The 15,283-nt window shown below is 70.8% G+C and carries 15 protein-coding genes; 2 read left to right on the forward strand and 13 right to left on the reverse strand.

All coding sequences use genetic code 11. The features are described 5' to 3' along the window. Window positions 1–4 precede the first annotated feature (4 nt). From tolQ to ACYVJJ_RS00670, 13 genes are all read right to left on the reverse strand, one after another. A complete protein-coding gene (tolQ, locus tag ACYVJJ_RS00610; RefSeq protein WP_460830860.1) occupies window positions 5–796 on the reverse strand; it encodes a protein TolQ in 792 nt (263 codons plus the stop codon). 64 nt (window positions 797–860) lie between these two features. Beyond that, window positions 861–1,310, reverse strand: a complete 450-nt coding sequence (gene ybgC, locus ACYVJJ_RS00615; protein ID WP_460830268.1) for a tol-pal system-associated acyl-CoA thioesterase — start codon at window positions 1,308–1,310, stop codon at window positions 861–863. Between the two features lie 337 nt (window positions 1,311–1,647). Further along, window positions 1,648–2,694: a Holliday junction branch migration DNA helicase RuvB gene (gene ruvB / locus ACYVJJ_RS00620; protein WP_460830269.1), complete on the reverse strand. Its 1,047-nt coding sequence runs from the start codon at window positions 2,692–2,694 to the stop codon at window positions 1,648–1,650. A gap of 44 nt (window positions 2,695–2,738) precedes the next feature. Continuing rightward, entirely contained in the window at window positions 2,739–4,640 is a 1,902-nt protein-coding gene (locus ACYVJJ_RS00625) for a potassium transporter Kup (RefSeq protein ID WP_460830271.1), read from the reverse strand. A gap of 53 nt (window positions 4,641–4,693) precedes the next feature. Further along, window positions 4,694–5,290 (reverse strand): Holliday junction branch migration protein RuvA, encoded by a 597-nt coding sequence (gene ruvA / locus ACYVJJ_RS00630; protein ID WP_460830273.1) that lies wholly within the window; start codon window positions 5,288–5,290, stop codon window positions 4,694–4,696. 133 nt (window positions 5,291–5,423) lie between these two features. Further along, complete coding sequence (ruvC, locus tag ACYVJJ_RS00635) at window positions 5,424–5,951, reverse strand: crossover junction endodeoxyribonuclease RuvC (RefSeq protein WP_460830274.1); 528 nt, start codon at window positions 5,949–5,951, stop codon at window positions 5,424–5,426. Between the two features lie 14 nt (window positions 5,952–5,965). Continuing rightward, a complete protein-coding gene (locus ACYVJJ_RS00640) occupies window positions 5,966–6,697 on the reverse strand; it encodes a YebC/PmpR family DNA-binding transcriptional regulator (protein WP_460830275.1) in 732 nt (243 codons plus the stop codon). An 80-nt stretch (window positions 6,698–6,777) separates the two neighbouring features. Then, a complete protein-coding gene (locus ACYVJJ_RS00645) occupies window positions 6,778–7,389 on the reverse strand; it encodes an alpha/beta fold hydrolase (RefSeq protein WP_460830277.1) in 612 nt (203 codons plus the stop codon). A gap of 184 nt (window positions 7,390–7,573) precedes the next feature. After that, window positions 7,574–7,975, reverse strand: a complete 402-nt coding sequence (locus ACYVJJ_RS00650) for a lysozyme inhibitor LprI family protein (protein WP_460830278.1) — start codon at window positions 7,973–7,975, stop codon at window positions 7,574–7,576. Window positions 7,976–7,995: 20 nt separating this feature from the next. After that, on the reverse strand, window positions 7,996–8,526 hold the full coding sequence (locus ACYVJJ_RS00655; RefSeq protein WP_460830280.1) for a GNAT family N-acetyltransferase: 531 nt from the start codon (window positions 8,524–8,526) through the stop codon (window positions 7,996–7,998). After that, window positions 8,523–10,295 carry an aspartate--tRNA ligase gene (gene aspS, locus ACYVJJ_RS00660; protein ID WP_460830281.1) on the reverse strand — a complete coding sequence of 591 codons (1,773 nt, stop codon included), beginning with the start codon at window positions 10,293–10,295 and terminating at the stop codon, window positions 8,523–8,525. Before aspS ends, ACYVJJ_RS00655 begins: the two co-directional genes overlap by 4 nt. A 111-nt stretch (window positions 10,296–10,406) precedes the next feature. Beyond that, window positions 10,407–10,793: an FmdB family zinc ribbon protein gene (locus tag ACYVJJ_RS00665; protein ID WP_460830861.1), complete on the reverse strand. Its 387-nt coding sequence runs from the start codon at window positions 10,791–10,793 to the stop codon at window positions 10,407–10,409. Between the two features lie 75 nt (window positions 10,794–10,868). Next, the gene (locus ACYVJJ_RS00670; RefSeq protein ID WP_460830283.1) at window positions 10,869–12,719 is read right to left on the reverse strand and encodes an ABC-F family ATP-binding cassette domain-containing protein; all 1,851 of its coding nucleotides are present in this window, start codon (window positions 12,717–12,719) and stop codon (window positions 10,869–10,871) included. Window positions 12,720–12,851: 132 nt separating this feature from the next. Here ACYVJJ_RS00670 and ACYVJJ_RS00675 point away from each other — a divergent pair, with 132 nt between their 5' ends. Together ACYVJJ_RS00675 and ACYVJJ_RS00680 are read left to right on the forward strand one after the other, a co-directional pair. Continuing rightward, the gene (locus ACYVJJ_RS00675; RefSeq protein WP_460830285.1) at window positions 12,852–14,543 is read left to right on the forward strand and encodes a monovalent cation:proton antiporter-2 (CPA2) family protein; all 1,692 of its coding nucleotides are present in this window, start codon (window positions 12,852–12,854) and stop codon (window positions 14,541–14,543) included. Between the two features lie 97 nt (window positions 14,544–14,640). Beyond that, the gene (locus ACYVJJ_RS00680) at window positions 14,641–15,261 is read left to right on the forward strand and encodes a hypothetical protein (protein WP_460830287.1); all 621 of its coding nucleotides are present in this window, start codon (window positions 14,641–14,643) and stop codon (window positions 15,259–15,261) included. The last annotated feature ends 22 nt before the right edge of the window (window positions 15,262–15,283 follow it).

The raw sequence follows: 15,283 nt of genomic DNA on the forward strand, positions 1-15,283 counted from the left end.
GGCCTCAACCTTCCAGGTGCGCCTGCCGCTGCAGGATCGAGGAGAACTCCTCGGCGAACGCCTCATACCGGCTCGCGAGCCGCTCCACCGCGGTGGCGAAGCGGTTGTAGGCCCAGACTGCGGGAATCGCGACGAACAGGCCGATCGCGGTGGCGAGCAGCGCCTCGGAGATGCCGGGCGCGACGTCCTTGATGCCCACCTGCTGCCCGCTGTTGGCGAGCTGGTGCATCGTCACCATGATGCCGAACACCGTGCCGACGAGACCGATGTAGGGCGCGGTCGAGCCGATGTTCGCGAGCAGCTCGAGATTGTGTTCCAGCCCGTCGAGCTCGCGCGAGGCGGTCGCGCGCATCGCGCGCTGCGCGCCTTCGAGCTGCGTGCGCGGGTCCACGCCCTTGCGCTGGCGCAGGCGGTTGAAGTCGCGGAAGCCTGCTTCGAAGATAGCCTCCATGCCGGCGATGTCGCGGCCCCGGCCCGTGGCGCCCTCGTAGAGCTTGGTGAGCTCCGCGCCGGACCAGAAGCGCTCCTCGAACTGCTCGGCCTCGCGCGCGGCGCGGCGCAGCAGCGCGCGCTTGCGGAAGATGATCACCCACGAGGCGATCGAGGCGACCACGAGCAGCGCCATGATCAGCTGCACCGGCAGGCTGGCCTCGCCGATGAGCCGCGCCCAGTCGAGCGACGCCGGCGCGGCCGCACCCGCGGCCGCCGTGGCGGCCTGCGCGGTCTCGGCGAGCGGCTGCGCGTCGACGGCCGCGCTCTCGGGAAGCGCCTGCACGGCGGTCGCGGACTGCAGCATCGGCAGCAGGCTCATCGACGACCCTCCGGACGGGTGATGGACGGGCGGATGCGGGGCATTACGGTCATGCGGAATCTCCGGGCCGGGCGTCCGGCCCTCCGGTGGACGGGGCCTGCAGGGCCTTCAGCGCGGCATGCAGGTCGGCGGGAATGGGCATCGGGCGGAAACTCGCGGCATCGAGCGACGCGATTCTGACCGTGGCGTCGAGCAGGCGTTCCCCGCCGCGCAGGATCGCCTGCCGGAAGATCAGGCTGGCGCGGCGGCAGTCGACAAGCTCCACGCCCACCTCCAACGCATCGTCGAGGCGGGCAGGTCTGAGGAAGTCGATCGTCATCGCGCGGACGACGAAGACGACGCCGGCCCGGCGCAGCGCCTCCTGGCCGTGGCCGTGGTGGCGCATCCAGTCCGAGCGCGCGCGCTCCATGAAGGCGAGGTACTGCGCGTGGTAGACCACGCCGCCGGCGTCGGTGTCTTCCCAGTAGATGCGGACCGGCAGGCTGAAGGGGCTCGGCATGTCGCGGCGCCCGCGCAGGTGCGGGCGTGGCGGTGGGGGCCGCCCAGTCTACCCGCGACGGCCGTCACGGGTGGACGCGCAGCCCCGGCCGCGGTTCAGCGGGCATCGATGCGCGCTGCAGTAGCGGTGCGGGCGCTGGATCCTCCCTGCCGCGACGCATGCGGGGTGATGTGCGGCGGATGCGAGCGGGGCACGATCCATGCGGAACGAGGTTCCGCCGGGCCGCGGCCGGGGCGCGATGCCGCGCACCTGTGCCAGGGGTGACGCGGGCATGCGGATCGTGCAGCGCGCGGCGGCGCGTTGCCGCGGCATCGGATCTGCGTCCCGCCGCGGCGGCTCAATCGACCTGCGGCGTCGCCGGTGGCTCGAACAGGTCCGGCGCCTTCGCACGCGGGGTGAAACCGAGGTGCCGATAGGCCTTCGGCGCCGCCATGCGGCCGCGCGCGGTGCGGATCAGGTAGCCCTGCTGGATCAGGAACGGCTCGACCACGTCCTCGAGCGTGCCGCGCTCCTCGCTCAGCGCCGCGGCGAGCGATTCCACGCCGACCGGGCCGCCGTCGAACGAGCCGATGATGGTGCCGAGCAGGCGCCGGTCGAGCTCGTCGAAACCTTCCGGATCGACCTTGAGCATGGTCATCGACTCGAACGCCGTTTCCGAGGTGATCGTGCCGTCGCCGCGCACCTGCGCGAAGTCGCGCACGCGCCGGAGCAGGCGATTGGCGATGCGCGGCGTGCCACGCGAGCGCCGCGCGATCTCGCCGGCGCCGTCCGGCGTGCAGCTGATGCCGAGGATCTGCGCCGAGCGCTGCACGATCTTGGTGAGTTCTTCGGCCGTGTAGAACTCCAGGCGCTGCACGATGCCGAAGCGGTCGCGCAGTGGCGCGGTAAGCAGGCCCGCGCGGGTCGTCGCGCCGATCAGCGTGAACGGCGGCAGGTCGATCTTGATCGAGCGGGCCGCGGGGCCCTCGCCGATCATGATGTCGAGCTGGAAGTCCTCCATCGCCGGATACAGCACTTCCTCGACCAGCGGCGAGAGGCGATGGATCTCGTCGACGAACAGCACGTCGTGCGGCTGCAGGTTGGTGAGCAGCGCGGCGAGGTCGCCGGCCTTCTCGATCACCGGGCCCGAGGTCTGCCGCAGGTTCACGCCGAGCTCGTTGGCGATCACCTGGCTCAGCGTGGTCTTGCCCAGGCCCGGCGGGCCGAAGATCAGCACGTGGTCGAGCGCCTCGCCGCGGCCCTTCGCGGCCTCGATGTAGATCCCCATCTGCTCGCGCACCGGGGCCTGGCCGAGGTATTCGGCGAGGCGCTTGGGGCGGATGGAGGCTTCGACCGCGGCGTCCTCGTTCGTGGCGCCGGCGGCGATGATGCGGTTCTCGGTCATCCGGCGATTATGGCCCGGCGCGGATCACCCGATGCGACGGCCGCTCAGATCTCGACCTGCGCGCCCAGCTCGACCAGGCGGTTGCCGGGAATCCGGAAGAAGCCGGTGGCCGGCGCTGCGTTGCGGTGCATGAGCGCGAACAGCTTGTCGCGCCAGACCGGCATGTTGCCGCGGTGGCGGCTGGCCACCACGGTCTCGCGGCTCGCGAAATAGGTGGTGTCCATCGGATCGAAATGGATGCCGCCCTTGTCGCAGGAGCGCATCAGCGCCAGCGGCACGTCCGGCGTCTCCATGAAACCGAACTTGAGGGTGACGCGGTAGAAGTCCTCGCCGATCGAGTCGATGCGCAGCTTCTTCTCCTTCGGCGCGACCGGCACGGTAAGCGTCTCGGCCGTGAGGAAGACGTTGCGCTCGTGCAGCACCTTGTTGTGCTTGAGGTTGTGCAGGAAGGCCTGGGGCACGACGCCCCGGTCGGCGGTGAGGAATACCGCGGTGCCGGGCACGCGCACCGGCGGGGCGAGCATGAGTCCCGGCAGGAACGTGTCGAGCTGGATGCCTTCCTTGCGGACCTCCTCGCGCAGCAGCTCGCGGCCGCGGCGCCAGGTGCGCATCATCGTGAAGGCGCCGATGCCGATGAACAGCGGCACCCAGGCGCCGATGCCCGAAAAGAGCTTGGCGCCGTTCGCGATCAGGAACGCCATGTCGACGAGGAAGAACAGGCCGCAAAGCGGCAGCACCCACCTGCGCGAATCCGGCCAGCGCGTGTAGGCGACGACCGCCAGCAGCAGCGTGTCGATCAGCATCGTGCCGGTCACCGACAGTCCGTAGGCCGTGGCGAGGTTGGTGGTCGAGCGGAACGAGAGCGTGAGGATGATCGTCGCGCCGAGCAGCATCCAGTTGATCGACGGCACGTAGATCTGGCCGATCGTCTCGCGCGAGGTGTGGCGGATCGAGAGCCGCGGCAGGTAGCCGAGCTGCACCGCCTGCCGCGTCACCGAGAACGCCCCGGTGATCACCGCCTGCGAGGCGATGGCGGCGGCGAGCGTCGCCAGGCAGACCATCGGCATCTGCGCCCAGCCGGGCACCGCCATGTAGAACGGATTGGCGACCGCGCGCGGATTCTCCAGCAGCACCGCGCCCTGCCCGTAGTAGTTCAGCACCAGCGCCGGCAGCACGAAGCCGAACCAGCCCCAGCGGATCGGGCGCTTGCCGAAGTGGCCCATGTCGGCATACAGCGCCTCGCCGCCGGTCACGGTGAGCACTACCGCGCCGAGGATCAGCAGCGCGTGCCAGTCGTGCGTGGCGAAGAAGTTCCACGCCCAGTACGGGTTCAGCGCGCGCAGAACGATCGGGTTCTGCGCGATGTTCCAGATGCCGAGTGCGGCGATCGCGACGAACCACGTGATCATGATCGGCCCGAACGCCTTGCCGACCTTCGCGGTGCCGTAGCGCTGGAACGAGAACAGGATGATCAGGATGACCACGCTGATCGGCACGATCGCGCGGGTGAACGCGGGCGAGATCACGCCCAGGCCCTGCACCGCGCCGAGCACCGTGACCGGCGGCGTGATCATGCCGTCACCGAAGAACAGCGACGCACCGAAGATGCCGAGGATGCCCACCACGTAGCTGAGGCGCGAGCCCTTGTCGAGGGAGCGTTGGGCGAGCGCGGTGAGTGCCATGATGCCGCCCTCGCCGTCGTTGTCGGCGCGCATGATCACCACGACGTATTTCAGCGTGACGATCAGCATCAGCGACCAGAAGCCGAGCGAGAGCAGGCCCTTCACCGTCGCCGCGTCGGGCGTGAGCCCGAAGTGCGGATGGAACATCTCCTGGATGGTGTAGAGCGGGCTCGTGCCGATGTCGCCGAAGACGACGCCGACGGCACCCACCACGAGCGCGGCGAGCCCCGCATTCCCGTGCCCGGCATGGCCGGCACCGTTCATGTGCGTATCCGTGCTCGCGGGAGCTGCCATGGAGCGTCTCGAGGGGTCCGGGCTCAGCGGAGCGCGGACTTTAGCGCCTTACGGATGATGGTCGCGGTGTCGTCGCCGGCCTCGGTGGCGTCCTTGGCCATGCGCTGCGCCTCCGCCGGCTTGTAGCCGAGCTGCTGCAGCGCGACGACCGCTTCGGACTGCGGATCGGCCGGCACGCCGGTGTTCACGCCGAGGGCCGCGCCGACACCGGCGAGGTCGGCCGCGCGGTCGCGCAGCTCGACCACGATGCGCTCGGCGGTCTTCTTGCCGATGCCGGGAATGCGCGTGAGCGCCGTGACATCGCCGGCCTGCACCAGCCGTGCGAAGTCGTCCACGCTCACCGCCGACAGCACCGCGAGCGCGATCTTCGCGCCGATGCCGGTCACCTTCTGCACCTCGCGGAAAAGCCGGCGCTCGCCCTCGCGCAGGAAGGCGTAGAGGGCGACGGAGTCTTCCTTCTGCGCATAGTGCGTGAACAGCACGACCTCGCGGCCGACCTCGGGCAGGTCGTAGAAGGTGCTCATCGGTGCCTCGAGCTCGTAGCCGATGCCGCCGGCCACCTCGACCATGAGCCACGGCGGCTGCTTGTGCACGAGCACGCCGCGCAGGCGACCGATCACGGGCGCGCTCCGACAGGTTGCGTGGGGCTGGAACGGCGAATCATGTGCTGTGGTCCGGTCATCGGCCCGTGGCCCCGCTCGTGAGGCGCGGATGGTACGCCTGCCGCGCCGCGAACGCTGCCACCGCCGCGTCTCAGCCGCCGCGCCGGCGCAGCTGCGCCACGTCGACGCCGGCGCGCAGCGAGGTCGCGCTCAGGTGCGCGTGGGTGAGCGCGACGGCGAGGGCGTCGGCGGCGTCGGCCTGCATCTTCTGCTCGGGCAGGCCCAGCAGCAGACGCACCATGTGCTGGACCTGCTGCTTGTCGGCGGCGCCACGGCCCACCAGCGACTGCTTGATCAGCCGCGGCGCGTATTCGCTCACCTTGAGGCCACGCCGCACCACGGTGGCGATCGCCGCGCCGCGCGCATGCCCGAGCTTGAGTGCGGACGTCGCGGACTTGTCCATGAAGACGCTCTCGATCGCGACCTGGTCGGGCGTCCACTCGTCGATCAGCGCGTCGAGTCCCTCGCACAGCAGCCCCAGGCGCGACGGGAAATCCTCGGCGCCCAATAGGTTGAGCGCGGTGGCGTGCACGTAGGCGCACTTGCCGCCTGCGCCGACGTCGACGAAGCCGACGCCGGTGCGCTGCGAGCCCGGATCGATGCCGAGGATGCGGGTCACGATGGCCTGCGCCCTCAGGCGTAGGCGTCCTCGCCGAGCTCGGCGTTGGAGTAGACGTTCTGCACGTCGTCGAGGTCCTCGAGCCACGCGAGCAGCTTGGCCACCTGCTTGGCGGTGTCACCCTCGACCTTGATGTCGTTCTCGGCGCGGTACGTGACTTCGGCCTCGCCGGGCGTCAGGCCGGCCGCCTCGAGCGCGGCCTTGACCTCGCCGAACGACTCAGCCGTGGTGAGCACGTCGATCGAGCCGTCTTCCGGGTACACGACGACGTCCTCGGCGCCGGCCTCGATCGCGGCGTCGGTGATGCGGTCCTCGTCACTGCCGGCCTCGAACCAGATCACGCCGCGCTTTTGGAACATGAAGGCGACCGAGCCGTCGGTACCGAGGTTGCCGCCGAACTTGGAGAAGGCATGGCGGACGTCGGCGACGGTGCGGATGCGGTTGTCGGTGAGGCAGTCGACGATCACGGCGACGCCGCCCGGCGCATAGCCCTCGTACCGGATCTCCTCGTACTCGACGCCCTCGAGTTCACCGGTCGCCTTCTTGATCGCGCGCTCGATCACGTCCTTCGACATGTTCACCGCGAGGCCCTTGTCGACGGCCGTGCGCAGGCGCGGATTGCCGGACGGATCGCCGCCGCCCTGGCGCGCGGCGACCGAGATCTCGCGGATGATTTTGGTGAAGATCTTGCCGCGCCGCGCGTCGACGGCGTTCTTGCGGGCTTCGATCGAAGGGCCACGACCCATTGCGACGTCCGGCGAAGGATATGGAGGGCGCGGATTCTACCGAATCGCCCCGCGCCGGCAGGCGGACGACGCTGGACGGTTCAGCGCTCGAAGCGCCCTTCCCGCAGGAACGCGACCACCTGCCGGGCCACCTGCGGCGAGAACGCCAGCCCCGTGTGGCTCGCGCGCAGCACGACGTGGTCGGCGAGCCCGGCCAGGCGCGTCTCCGCCACGGCCACGGTGCCGTCGGAGACGCCATCGAGCCGGCCGAGGAACTGCCCGAGCCCCAGGGGCCGGCTGCCCGCGACCATCCCCACGCGGGCGGCGCCGGTCCAGGGCCGGCAGCCCTCGCGCAGCAGGTCGCGGCTGCGCCCGAGCGCGCGCCCGACGACCGGCAGGCGCGCGATGCCCGCGGCCGCGGCGCTGCCGCACAGCGGCGAGCCCAGGCAGACCACGCGCTCGACCGGGAGCGCCGGGCGCTGCTCGAGCGCGGTCAGCGCCACGAGCCCGCCGAGCGAATGCCCGACGACGTGGCACGGCCCCTGCCCCGCCAGCTCGATCAGGTCCGGCACCGCGCGGGCCGGGCCGCCGCGCACGGTGGAATAGCCGAGGCCGACGGGCTCGAAGCCGGCATCGGCGAGGCGCCGGCCCAGCAGGGCGAGCGAAGCGGGGCGCATCCACAGGCCGTGGAGCAGGATCACGCGGCGGGTCATGCGGGCGACGTCGGGGCAGCACGCGGGGAATGCAAGCCGTCGGCCGGCCCCACCCGCCCGCGCCCGGTTTCGCGACGCGTGGCGTGGCCCGGGCATGGCGCCGGGCCGCATGCGTGGACACCGCGCCGGCCGGCGGCGGCCACGGACCGTCGGCACGACGCGCATCCGCGCCGCCGCGAGGGCGCTACGGGCCCGCCGCGTCGCGTGCGATGCCTTCGAGTTCCGTCGCGCGCTCGGTGGTGAGCTGGAGCACGCAGCTGTTGGCGACGATCCGCGCGATCGAGCCGCCGTCCGGGTCGAGCTCGAACGCGCAGCGCGCGTCGCGCCAGGCGACCCAGGCACGCTGCGCGCGGGTCAGCGCCGCACGCCGGGCAGCCGGAAGCGCGCGCGAGGCCGCGCGGTAGCCGGCGTTCAACCGTGCGTCCTGCGCATCGAGCTCGGCATGCATGCAGTCGATCATCGCAGCGGTGACACCGCCGGCGGCGTCGATGCACCGGTCGTAGCTCGGCCGGTACGTCGGCTCGTGCGCGCCGGCAGGCGGGGCGACCGCCGCGGCGGCCACCAGCGCCGCCAGGAGCGTTGCCAAAGGGGCGCGCGGCACCGGCATCACCCGGCCCGACCGCACGCCGGGCGGCGCAGGATGAATTCGAGGTCGACCACGCGACCGACCGGGAAGCCGTAGGTACCGACCTTCTCGAAACCGTAGCGCGCGTAGAAGCGCTGCGCGCCGGCGTTCTCGCTCCAGACGCCGATCCACAGCGTGCGCGGGCCGTCCCGCTCGAGCCAGGCCATCGCGGTGTCCATCAGCCGCGCGCCCTGCCCGCCGCCCTGGAAGTCGCGCAGGATGTAGAGGCGCTTGATCTCGCCGTCGCCCGGGCACACGTCCTCGTGCGGCAGCCCGCAGGGACCGGCGGCGCAATGGCCCACCGCGCGCCCGTCGGTCTCGAGGAACCAGACGGCGTAGTCGGGGTGGCCGAGGATCACCGCCTGCTTTTCGACCGCATACGAATCGTCGAGGAAGGCCTGCAGGTCCTCCTGCTCGTACAGGTGGCCGAAGCTCTCGACGAACGTGGCACGCGCGAGCGTCGACAGCGTCTGCGCGTCGTCGACCGTCGCCCGCCGGATCCTCGTGCTCATTCCGCCTTGGCCTCGCGCGGACGCACCGCCACATGCACCTCGGCGAGCTGCGCATCCGGGATCGGCGACGGCGCGCCGGTCATCAGGCACTGCGCGGACGTGGTCTTCGGGAACGGGATCACGTCGCGGATGGACTCGGTGCCGGCCATCAGCGCCGCGATGCGGTCGATGCCGAAGGCGATGCCGCCGTGGGGCGGCGCGCCGTAGCGCAGCGCTTCGAGCAGGAAGCCGAACTTGAGCTCGGCCTCCTCGCGCCCGATGCCGAGCAGGTCGAACACCGCCGACTGCATCGACGAGCGGTGGATGCGGATCGAGCCGCCGCCGATCTCGTTGCCGTTGAGCACCATGTCGTAGCCGCGCGACACGGCCGTCGCGGCGTTCGCGCGCAGGTCGGCCTCGTCGTCGATGCTCGGCGCGGTGAACGGGTGGTGCAGCGCGACGTAGCGCTGCGCCTCGTCGTCCCATTCGAACATCGGGAAGTCGGTGACCCACAGCGGCTTCCAGCCGGCTTCCACGAGGCCGAGGTCCTTGCCGAGCTTCAGGCGCAGCGCGCCCATGAAGTCGGAGGCGGTCTTGTAGGTGGCGGCGCCGAAGAAGATCGCATCGCCCGTGGTCGCGCCGGTCGCTTCGACGATCGCCTGCAGCGTCGCATCGTCGAGGAACTTGGCGATCGGCGAATTGATGCCCTCGCGGCCCTTGGACGCGTCGTCCACCTTCATCCATGCGACGCCCTTGGCGCCGTACTTCGCGGCATGCGCGCCGAGCTCGTCGATCTGCTTGCGCGACAGCTGCGCGCCGCCCGGGGCGCGCAGCGCGATCACGCGGCCATCCGCATGGTTCGCCCAGTCGGTGAAGACCTTGAACTCGCAGCCCTTCACGAGCTCGGCGATGTCGGTGAACTCGAGCGGGATGCGCAGATCCGGTTTATCGGAACCGAAGCGACGCATCGCCTCGGCGAAGGTCATGCGCGGGAACGGATCGGCGAGCTCGACGCCGATCACCTCGGCGAAGACGTCGCGGATCATCGTCTCGACGAAGTCCTGCACGTCGCGCTCGGACACCCACGCGAACTCCATGTCGAGCTGGGTGAACTCGAGCTGGCGATCGGCGCGCAGGGCCTCGTCGCGGAAGCAGCGGGCGATCTGGTAGTAGCGATCGAAGCCCGCCATCATCAGGATCTGCTTGAACAACTGCGGGCTCTGCGGCAGCGCGTAGAACTCGCCCGGATGCATGCGTGCCGGCACGAGGAAGTCGCGTGCGCCCTCGGGCGTGGCCTTGGTGAGGATCGGCGTCTCGATGTCCTGGAAGCCGCGCTCGTCGAGGAAGCGGCGCAGCGCCGCGACGAGCCTGATGCGCGTGCGCATCATCTGCTGCATCTCGGGGCGGCGCAGGTCGAGGTAGCGATACTTGAGGCGGATGTCCTCGCCCGCGTTCTCGTGCGCGTGGAACGGCAGGCGCTCGGCCTTGTTCAGCACGTCGATCGCGGTCGGGATGATCTCAACACGCCCGGTGCGGATCTTCTCGTTGGCGGCATAGCGCTCGCGCACGATGCCGCTGACGGTCACCGCGTCCTCGGCGCCGAGCGCCGCGGCGGCCTTGAACAGCTCGGGCTGGTCGCTCTCGACGAGCACCTGCACCACGCCCTCGTGGTCGCGCAGGTCGATGAAGGTCTGGTGGCTCTGGACGCGCGTGCTGTCGACCCAGCCGCAGAGGGTCACGGTCTGGCCGATCAGGCGCTCGTCGACGAGGCCGCAGAAATGGGTACGCATGGAGGCTCCGGCGGCACCCCGGCGCGGGGTGCGGATGAGCCGGGTAGTTTACCGGGCGCAGGGACTCAAGTCGGCCGACGGTGCCTGTCTAACGCGCCGCCGCGCGCTGCGCTACCCGCTTGCGGAGCCTGCGACCGCGCGACGCCCCGACCCGCAGCGTCCCGTCCCCTTACCCGCCGCCGGCTTCGGATCCGCCTTCGGCGCCGGCCTGGCCTCGGCCGGCTTCGATTCCGCAGGCTTCGATTCGGACTTGGATTCCGATCCACCCGACGACGGCGCGGCCGAATCCCCTGCGAGGTTCCGCTTCTTGTCCCCGTCTTTCTTGAAGTCCGTCTCGTACCAGCCGCCGCCGGCGAGGCGGAACTGCGGCGCGGTCAGGCGACGCCGGACCTGCGGCGCGCCGCACTGCGGGCAGTCGGTCGGGTCCGGGTCACTCAGCTTCTGCAGGCGATCGAAGTCGTGGCCGCAGGCGGAGCATTCGAAGGCGTAGATGGGCATGGCGGGTCCGGTGTGTCGAATCGGCGGGCAGGATGGGGCCGGCGCGCGGGCTTTCAAGGCGCCGCGCCGGCTTGGTCAGCCGGCCTCGTAGAGCTCGAGATAGGCCTCCTCGGCCTTCGCGAGCGCGGTGGCGAGGCGCGCGCGCTCCTCGCCGAGACGGCTCCACTCGCCCAGGCGTGCGGGGTCGGCGAGCGCGGCGTCGATCGCGGCGACCTGCGCCTCCAGCTCGGCCACGCGGGCCTCGGCCTGCGCGAGCTTGACCGGATTGGCCTTCTTGCCGGACCTGGCCACGACGGGCTTCGGCGGCTCGACCGCCGGTGCCGGTGGCGGCGCCTTGCCCCCCTTCCCCTCGTCCGGATCGCGCGTGCGGAGCCAGACCGCATATTCGTCGAGGTCGCCGTCGAAGGGCTGCGCGACGCCGCCGGCGACGCGCCAGAACGTGTCGCAGACCAGGCCGATCATGTGGCGGTCGTGGCTGACCAGCACGATCGCGCCGTCGAAATCGGAGAGCGCCTCGGCGAGCGCCTCGCGCATGTCGAGGTCGAGGTGGTTGGTGGGCTCGTCGAGCAGCAGCACGTTCGGCTTGCGCCAGGCGATCATCGCCAGCGCCAGGCGCGCGCGCTCGCCGCCGGAAAAGCCGTCGACCGGCTCGAACGCGCGATCGCCCGGGAATTGCCACTTGCCGAGGAAGTCGCGCAGCTGCTGCGTCGCGACGCCGGGCGCGAGCTTGGAGAGATGATCCAGCGGGGTTTCGCCTTCGCGCAGCGATTCCACCGTGTGCTGCGCGAAATAGCCGATGCGCAGGTCGGGATGGCCGCCGCGCTCGCCGCCGAGCAGCGGGATCTCCCCGACCAGCGTCTTGACCAGCGTCGACTTGCCTGCGCCGTTCGGGCCCAGCAGCGCGATGCGGTCGCCGGCTTCGAGGCGAAGGGTGACGTCGCCCAGGATCGTCGTGCTGCCGTAACCGCAGCGCGCATGCGTGAGCCCGAGCAGCGAGTGCGGCAGCTTGTCGGGCACGGGGAAGTCGATGTGCAGCGAGCGCTCTGCGCGCACGGCCTCGGTGCCGGCGAGCTTGGCGAGGCGCTTCATGCGGCTCTGCGCCTGCTTGGCCTTCGACGCCTTGGCCTTGAAGCGGTCGATGAAGCTCTGCAGGTGCGCGCGCTCGGCCTGCTCCTTCTCGAAGGCGATCTGCTGCTGGCGCAACTGCTCGGCGCGCTGGCGCTCGAAGTCGGTGTAGTTGCCGGTGTAGAGCTTGGCGGTGCCCGAATGCAGGTGCAGGACGTGGCTGCAGATGCCGTCGAGGAACTCGCGGTCGTGCGAGATCACGAACAGCGTGCCGGGATACTTGAGCAGCCACTGCTCGAGCCAGAGCACGGCGTCGAGGTCGAGGTGGTTGGTGGGCTCGTCGAGCAGCAGCAGGTCCGACGGCGTCATCAGCGCGCGGCCAAGGTTGAGCCGCCCGCGCCAGCCGCCGGAGAATTCGCGCACTGCCTTGCCGTGCGTCTCCGCCGAGAAGCCCAGGCCGTGCAGCAGCTTGGCGGCGCGCGCCTCGGCGTCGTATCCGCCGACTTCCTCGAGCCGGTGATGCGCCTCGGCGACGGCTTCCCAGTCCTCGCGCGCTACCGCGTCGCGCTCGGCCATTACCGCCTGGTGCAGCACCTTGTCGCCGGAGAGCACGAAGTCGAGCGCGAGGTCGTCGAGCGCCGGCGTCTCCTGCGCGACGCTCGCGATGCGCGCGCGGCCCGGGATGTCGATGTCGCCGCGGTCGGGCTCCACCTCGCCCTGCAGCGCCGCGAACAGCGACGATTTGCCCGTACCGTTGCGACCGACCACGCCCACGCGCCATCCGGCATGCAGGGAGAGGTCGACGCCGGACAAAAGGAGGCGCTCGCCGCGACGCAGCGCAAAGTCACGAAAACCGATCATGGCGCCATTGTACGGGCGCGATGCCGGCTCACGTTGCGCGCAATCCGCAATCCCAGGCCCGGCGAGACGCGCTTTCGTTAAGGTGAACAGGCGCCGGCCGCGCCGGCGATCCCTGCCCTGCCCCGGAGCCGCATGCACCACACCCCGCTCATCGCCATGCTCGTCGCCGGCTTCGTGCTGGCCTTCGTCCTCGGCGCGCTCGCGCACCGCCTGCGGCTTTCGCCGCTGGTGGGCTACCTGCTGGCCGGTGTCGTGATCGGCCCGTTCACCCCGGGCTTCGTCGCCGATGCGACCCTCGCCCCGCAGCTCGCCGAGATCGGCGTGATCCTGCTGATGTTCGGCGTGGGGCTGCACTTCTCGATCCGCGACCTGATGGCGGTGAGGAACATCGCCGTGCCCGGCGCGATGGTGCAGATCGTGGTGGCGACGGCGATGGGCTGGGGGCTGGCGCGCCTGTTCGGCTGGTCGGACGCCGCGGGCGTGGTGTTCGGCCTCGCCCTGTCGGTCGCCAGCACGGTCGTGGTGCTGCGCGGGCTCGAGGAGCGGCGCCTGCTCGAGAGCGATCGCGGCCGGATCGCCGTGGGCTGGCTGATCGTCGAGGACGTGGTGATGGTAATGGTGCTGGTGCTGCTGCCGGCACTGGCGGGGACGAAGACCGGGCCCGGCGGCGGCGTGCCGGCGATCGCCGCCGCGTTGGGCACCACGGTGCTGAAGGTCGGCGGCTTCGTCGCCTTCATGATGATCGTCGGCCGGCGCGTGATCCCGGGGATTCTCGAGCGCGTGGCCGCTACGGCATCACGCGAGCTGTTCACGCTCTGCGTGCTCGCGATCGCGCTCGGCGTGGCCTTCGGCTCGGCGACGCTGTTCGGGGTCTCGTTCGCGCTCGGTGCGTTCTTCGCCGGGCTGCTGCTGAGCGAGTCCGAGTTCAGCCACCAGGCCGCGAGCGAGACGCTGCCGCTGCGCGATGCCTTCGCCGTGCTGTTCTTCGTCTCGGTCGGCATGCTGTTCAACCCGATGATCGTGCTGGAGCGGCCCCTCGAGCTGCTCGCCACGTTCGCGGTGATCGTCGGCGGCAATGCGGCGATCACATGGGGCATCTCACGGGCGCTCGGCAAGCCGAACGCGACCGCGCTCCTGCTCGCGGTAAGCCTGTCCCAGATCGGCGAGTTCTCCTTCATCCTCACCGGCCTCGGTGTCTCGCTGGGGCTGCTGCCGAAGGAAGGCCAGGACCTCGTGCTCGCCGGTGCGCTGATGTCGATCATCGTCAACCCGCTGCTGTTCGCCTGGCTCGACCGGCGCGCGCGGCGCGAGGCCCGTAGCGTTGAAGCGGCGGCGGTCGCGGCCGACACGCTCGCGCCGGTGCCCGCCGGCATCGTCGACCACGCGATCGTCGTCGGCTACGGGCGCGTGGGCAGCGAGCTCACCCGCCTGCTCGCCGCACGCGGCGTCGCCGTCGTGGTGATCGACGCGGAAACGCACCTGATCGACCGCGCGCGCGCCGACGGTTTCCCGGCGGTGCGCGGCAACGCGGTCAACCCGCTCGTGCTCGCCGAGGCGCATCCGGCGCGGGCGACCACCGCGATGGTGGCGATCCCCAATGCGCTCGAGGCCGGCGAGATCGTCGCCGCGCTGCGCATGGCGAATCCGGCCCTCAGCATCCTTGCGCGCGGCCATTCCGACGGCGAGGTGCGGCACCTGCTCGAGCACGGCGCCGACGCGGCGGTGATGGCCGAGCGCGAGCTCGCGCACAGCCTCGCGGAGATGGTGCTGGCGATGCCGCGATACCGCACCGGGCCGTTGCCGCCCGCCGGCGCACTGGGCTGAACGCGAGAGCGCGCCTGCGCCCGCGGGGCGGCAAGCGGCCGTTGCTATGATCCCCGCCGCCCGCGATGGTCGCGGCCGAGCATTTCAGGGGGATGTCATGGGGATCGGATTCAAGGGCGCACTCGTCGCGCTCGCAATGCTGTTGGGGACCACCGTTCGCGCGCAGGAGCCGGCATCCGCACCGGCGATGTCCGCCCAGGGCACGCTGGTGGTGAACATCGAGAACTTCACCAGCGAGAAGGAGCTGCCGAAGAAGGTCGACGCGCAGCTGCGCAACGGCGGCATCGAGTGGGGCGTGCGTGACGGCCAAGTGGTCTTCAGCATGGTCAACAAGCAGTTCGTCGACTTCCCGCTGAGCCAGATGACGCGCTACGGGCGCTCCGAGACGCTGAGCCTGCCGGCCGGCGAGTACCGCGTGACGGGCATCGGCCTGGAGATGTCGGCGGGCTTCAGCGTGCAGAAGATCCTCGACCGCGGCGCCTTCGTGAACCAGGACGTGCTCCGCTTCACGATCACGCCGGGGCAGACCACCACGCTCAACATCAAGCCGGTGATCTATCGCGACGCGGCGTTCGTCGTGAACTTCTACATGCCGACGCTGATGGCGAGCATCGTCGGCACCGAGCCGGCCGGCGAAGCGCGGGCGCTCAACATGCGTGGCGAAGGCTCGATCGCCTGGCCGCAGTACAACGGCCCACTGAAGTTCGTCGCGAAGTAAGCGGCTCCGGTCGCGTTCCGCA

The organism is Lysobacter humi (ex Lee et al. 2017) (assembly GCF_054781815.1).

Coding starts and splice junctions, on each gene's coding strand:
- tolQ (WP_460830860.1), bottom strand. CDS start 796: ATGCTGCAGTCCGCGACCGCCGTGCAGGCGCTTCCCGAGAGCGCGGCC.
- ybgC (WP_460830268.1), bottom strand. CDS start 1,310: ATGCCGAGCCCCTTCAGCCTGCCGGTCCGCATCTACTGGGAAGACACC.
- ruvB (WP_460830269.1), bottom strand. CDS start 2,694: ATGACCGAGAACCGCATCATCGCCGCCGGCGCCACGAACGAGGACGCC.
- ACYVJJ_RS00625 (WP_460830271.1), bottom strand. CDS start 4,640: ATGAACGGTGCCGGCCATGCCGGGCACGGGAATGCGGGGCTCGCCGCG.
- ACYVJJ_RS00640 (WP_460830275.1), bottom strand. CDS start 6,697: ATGGGTCGTGGCCCTTCGATCGAAGCCCGCAAGAACGCCGTCGACGCG.
- ACYVJJ_RS00645 (WP_460830277.1), bottom strand. CDS start 7,389: ATGACCCGCCGCGTGATCCTGCTCCACGGCCTGTGGATGCGCCCCGCT.
- ACYVJJ_RS00655 (WP_460830280.1), bottom strand. CDS start 8,526: ATGAGCACGAGGATCCGGCGGGCGACGGTCGACGACGCGCAGACGCTG.
- aspS (WP_460830281.1), bottom strand. CDS start 10,295: ATGCGTACCCATTTCTGCGGCCTCGTCGACGAGCGCCTGATCGGCCAG.
- ACYVJJ_RS00665 (WP_460830861.1), bottom strand. CDS start 10,793: ATGCCCATCTACGCCTTCGAATGCTCCGCCTGCGGCCACGACTTCGAT.
- ACYVJJ_RS00670 (WP_460830283.1), bottom strand. CDS start 12,719: ATGATCGGTTTTCGTGACTTTGCGCTGCGTCGCGGCGAGCGCCTCCTT.
- ACYVJJ_RS00675 (WP_460830285.1), top strand. CDS start 12,852: ATGCACCACACCCCGCTCATCGCCATGCTCGTCGCCGGCTTCGTGCTG.
- ACYVJJ_RS00680 (WP_460830287.1), top strand. CDS start 14,641: ATGGGGATCGGATTCAAGGGCGCACTCGTCGCGCTCGCAATGCTGTTG.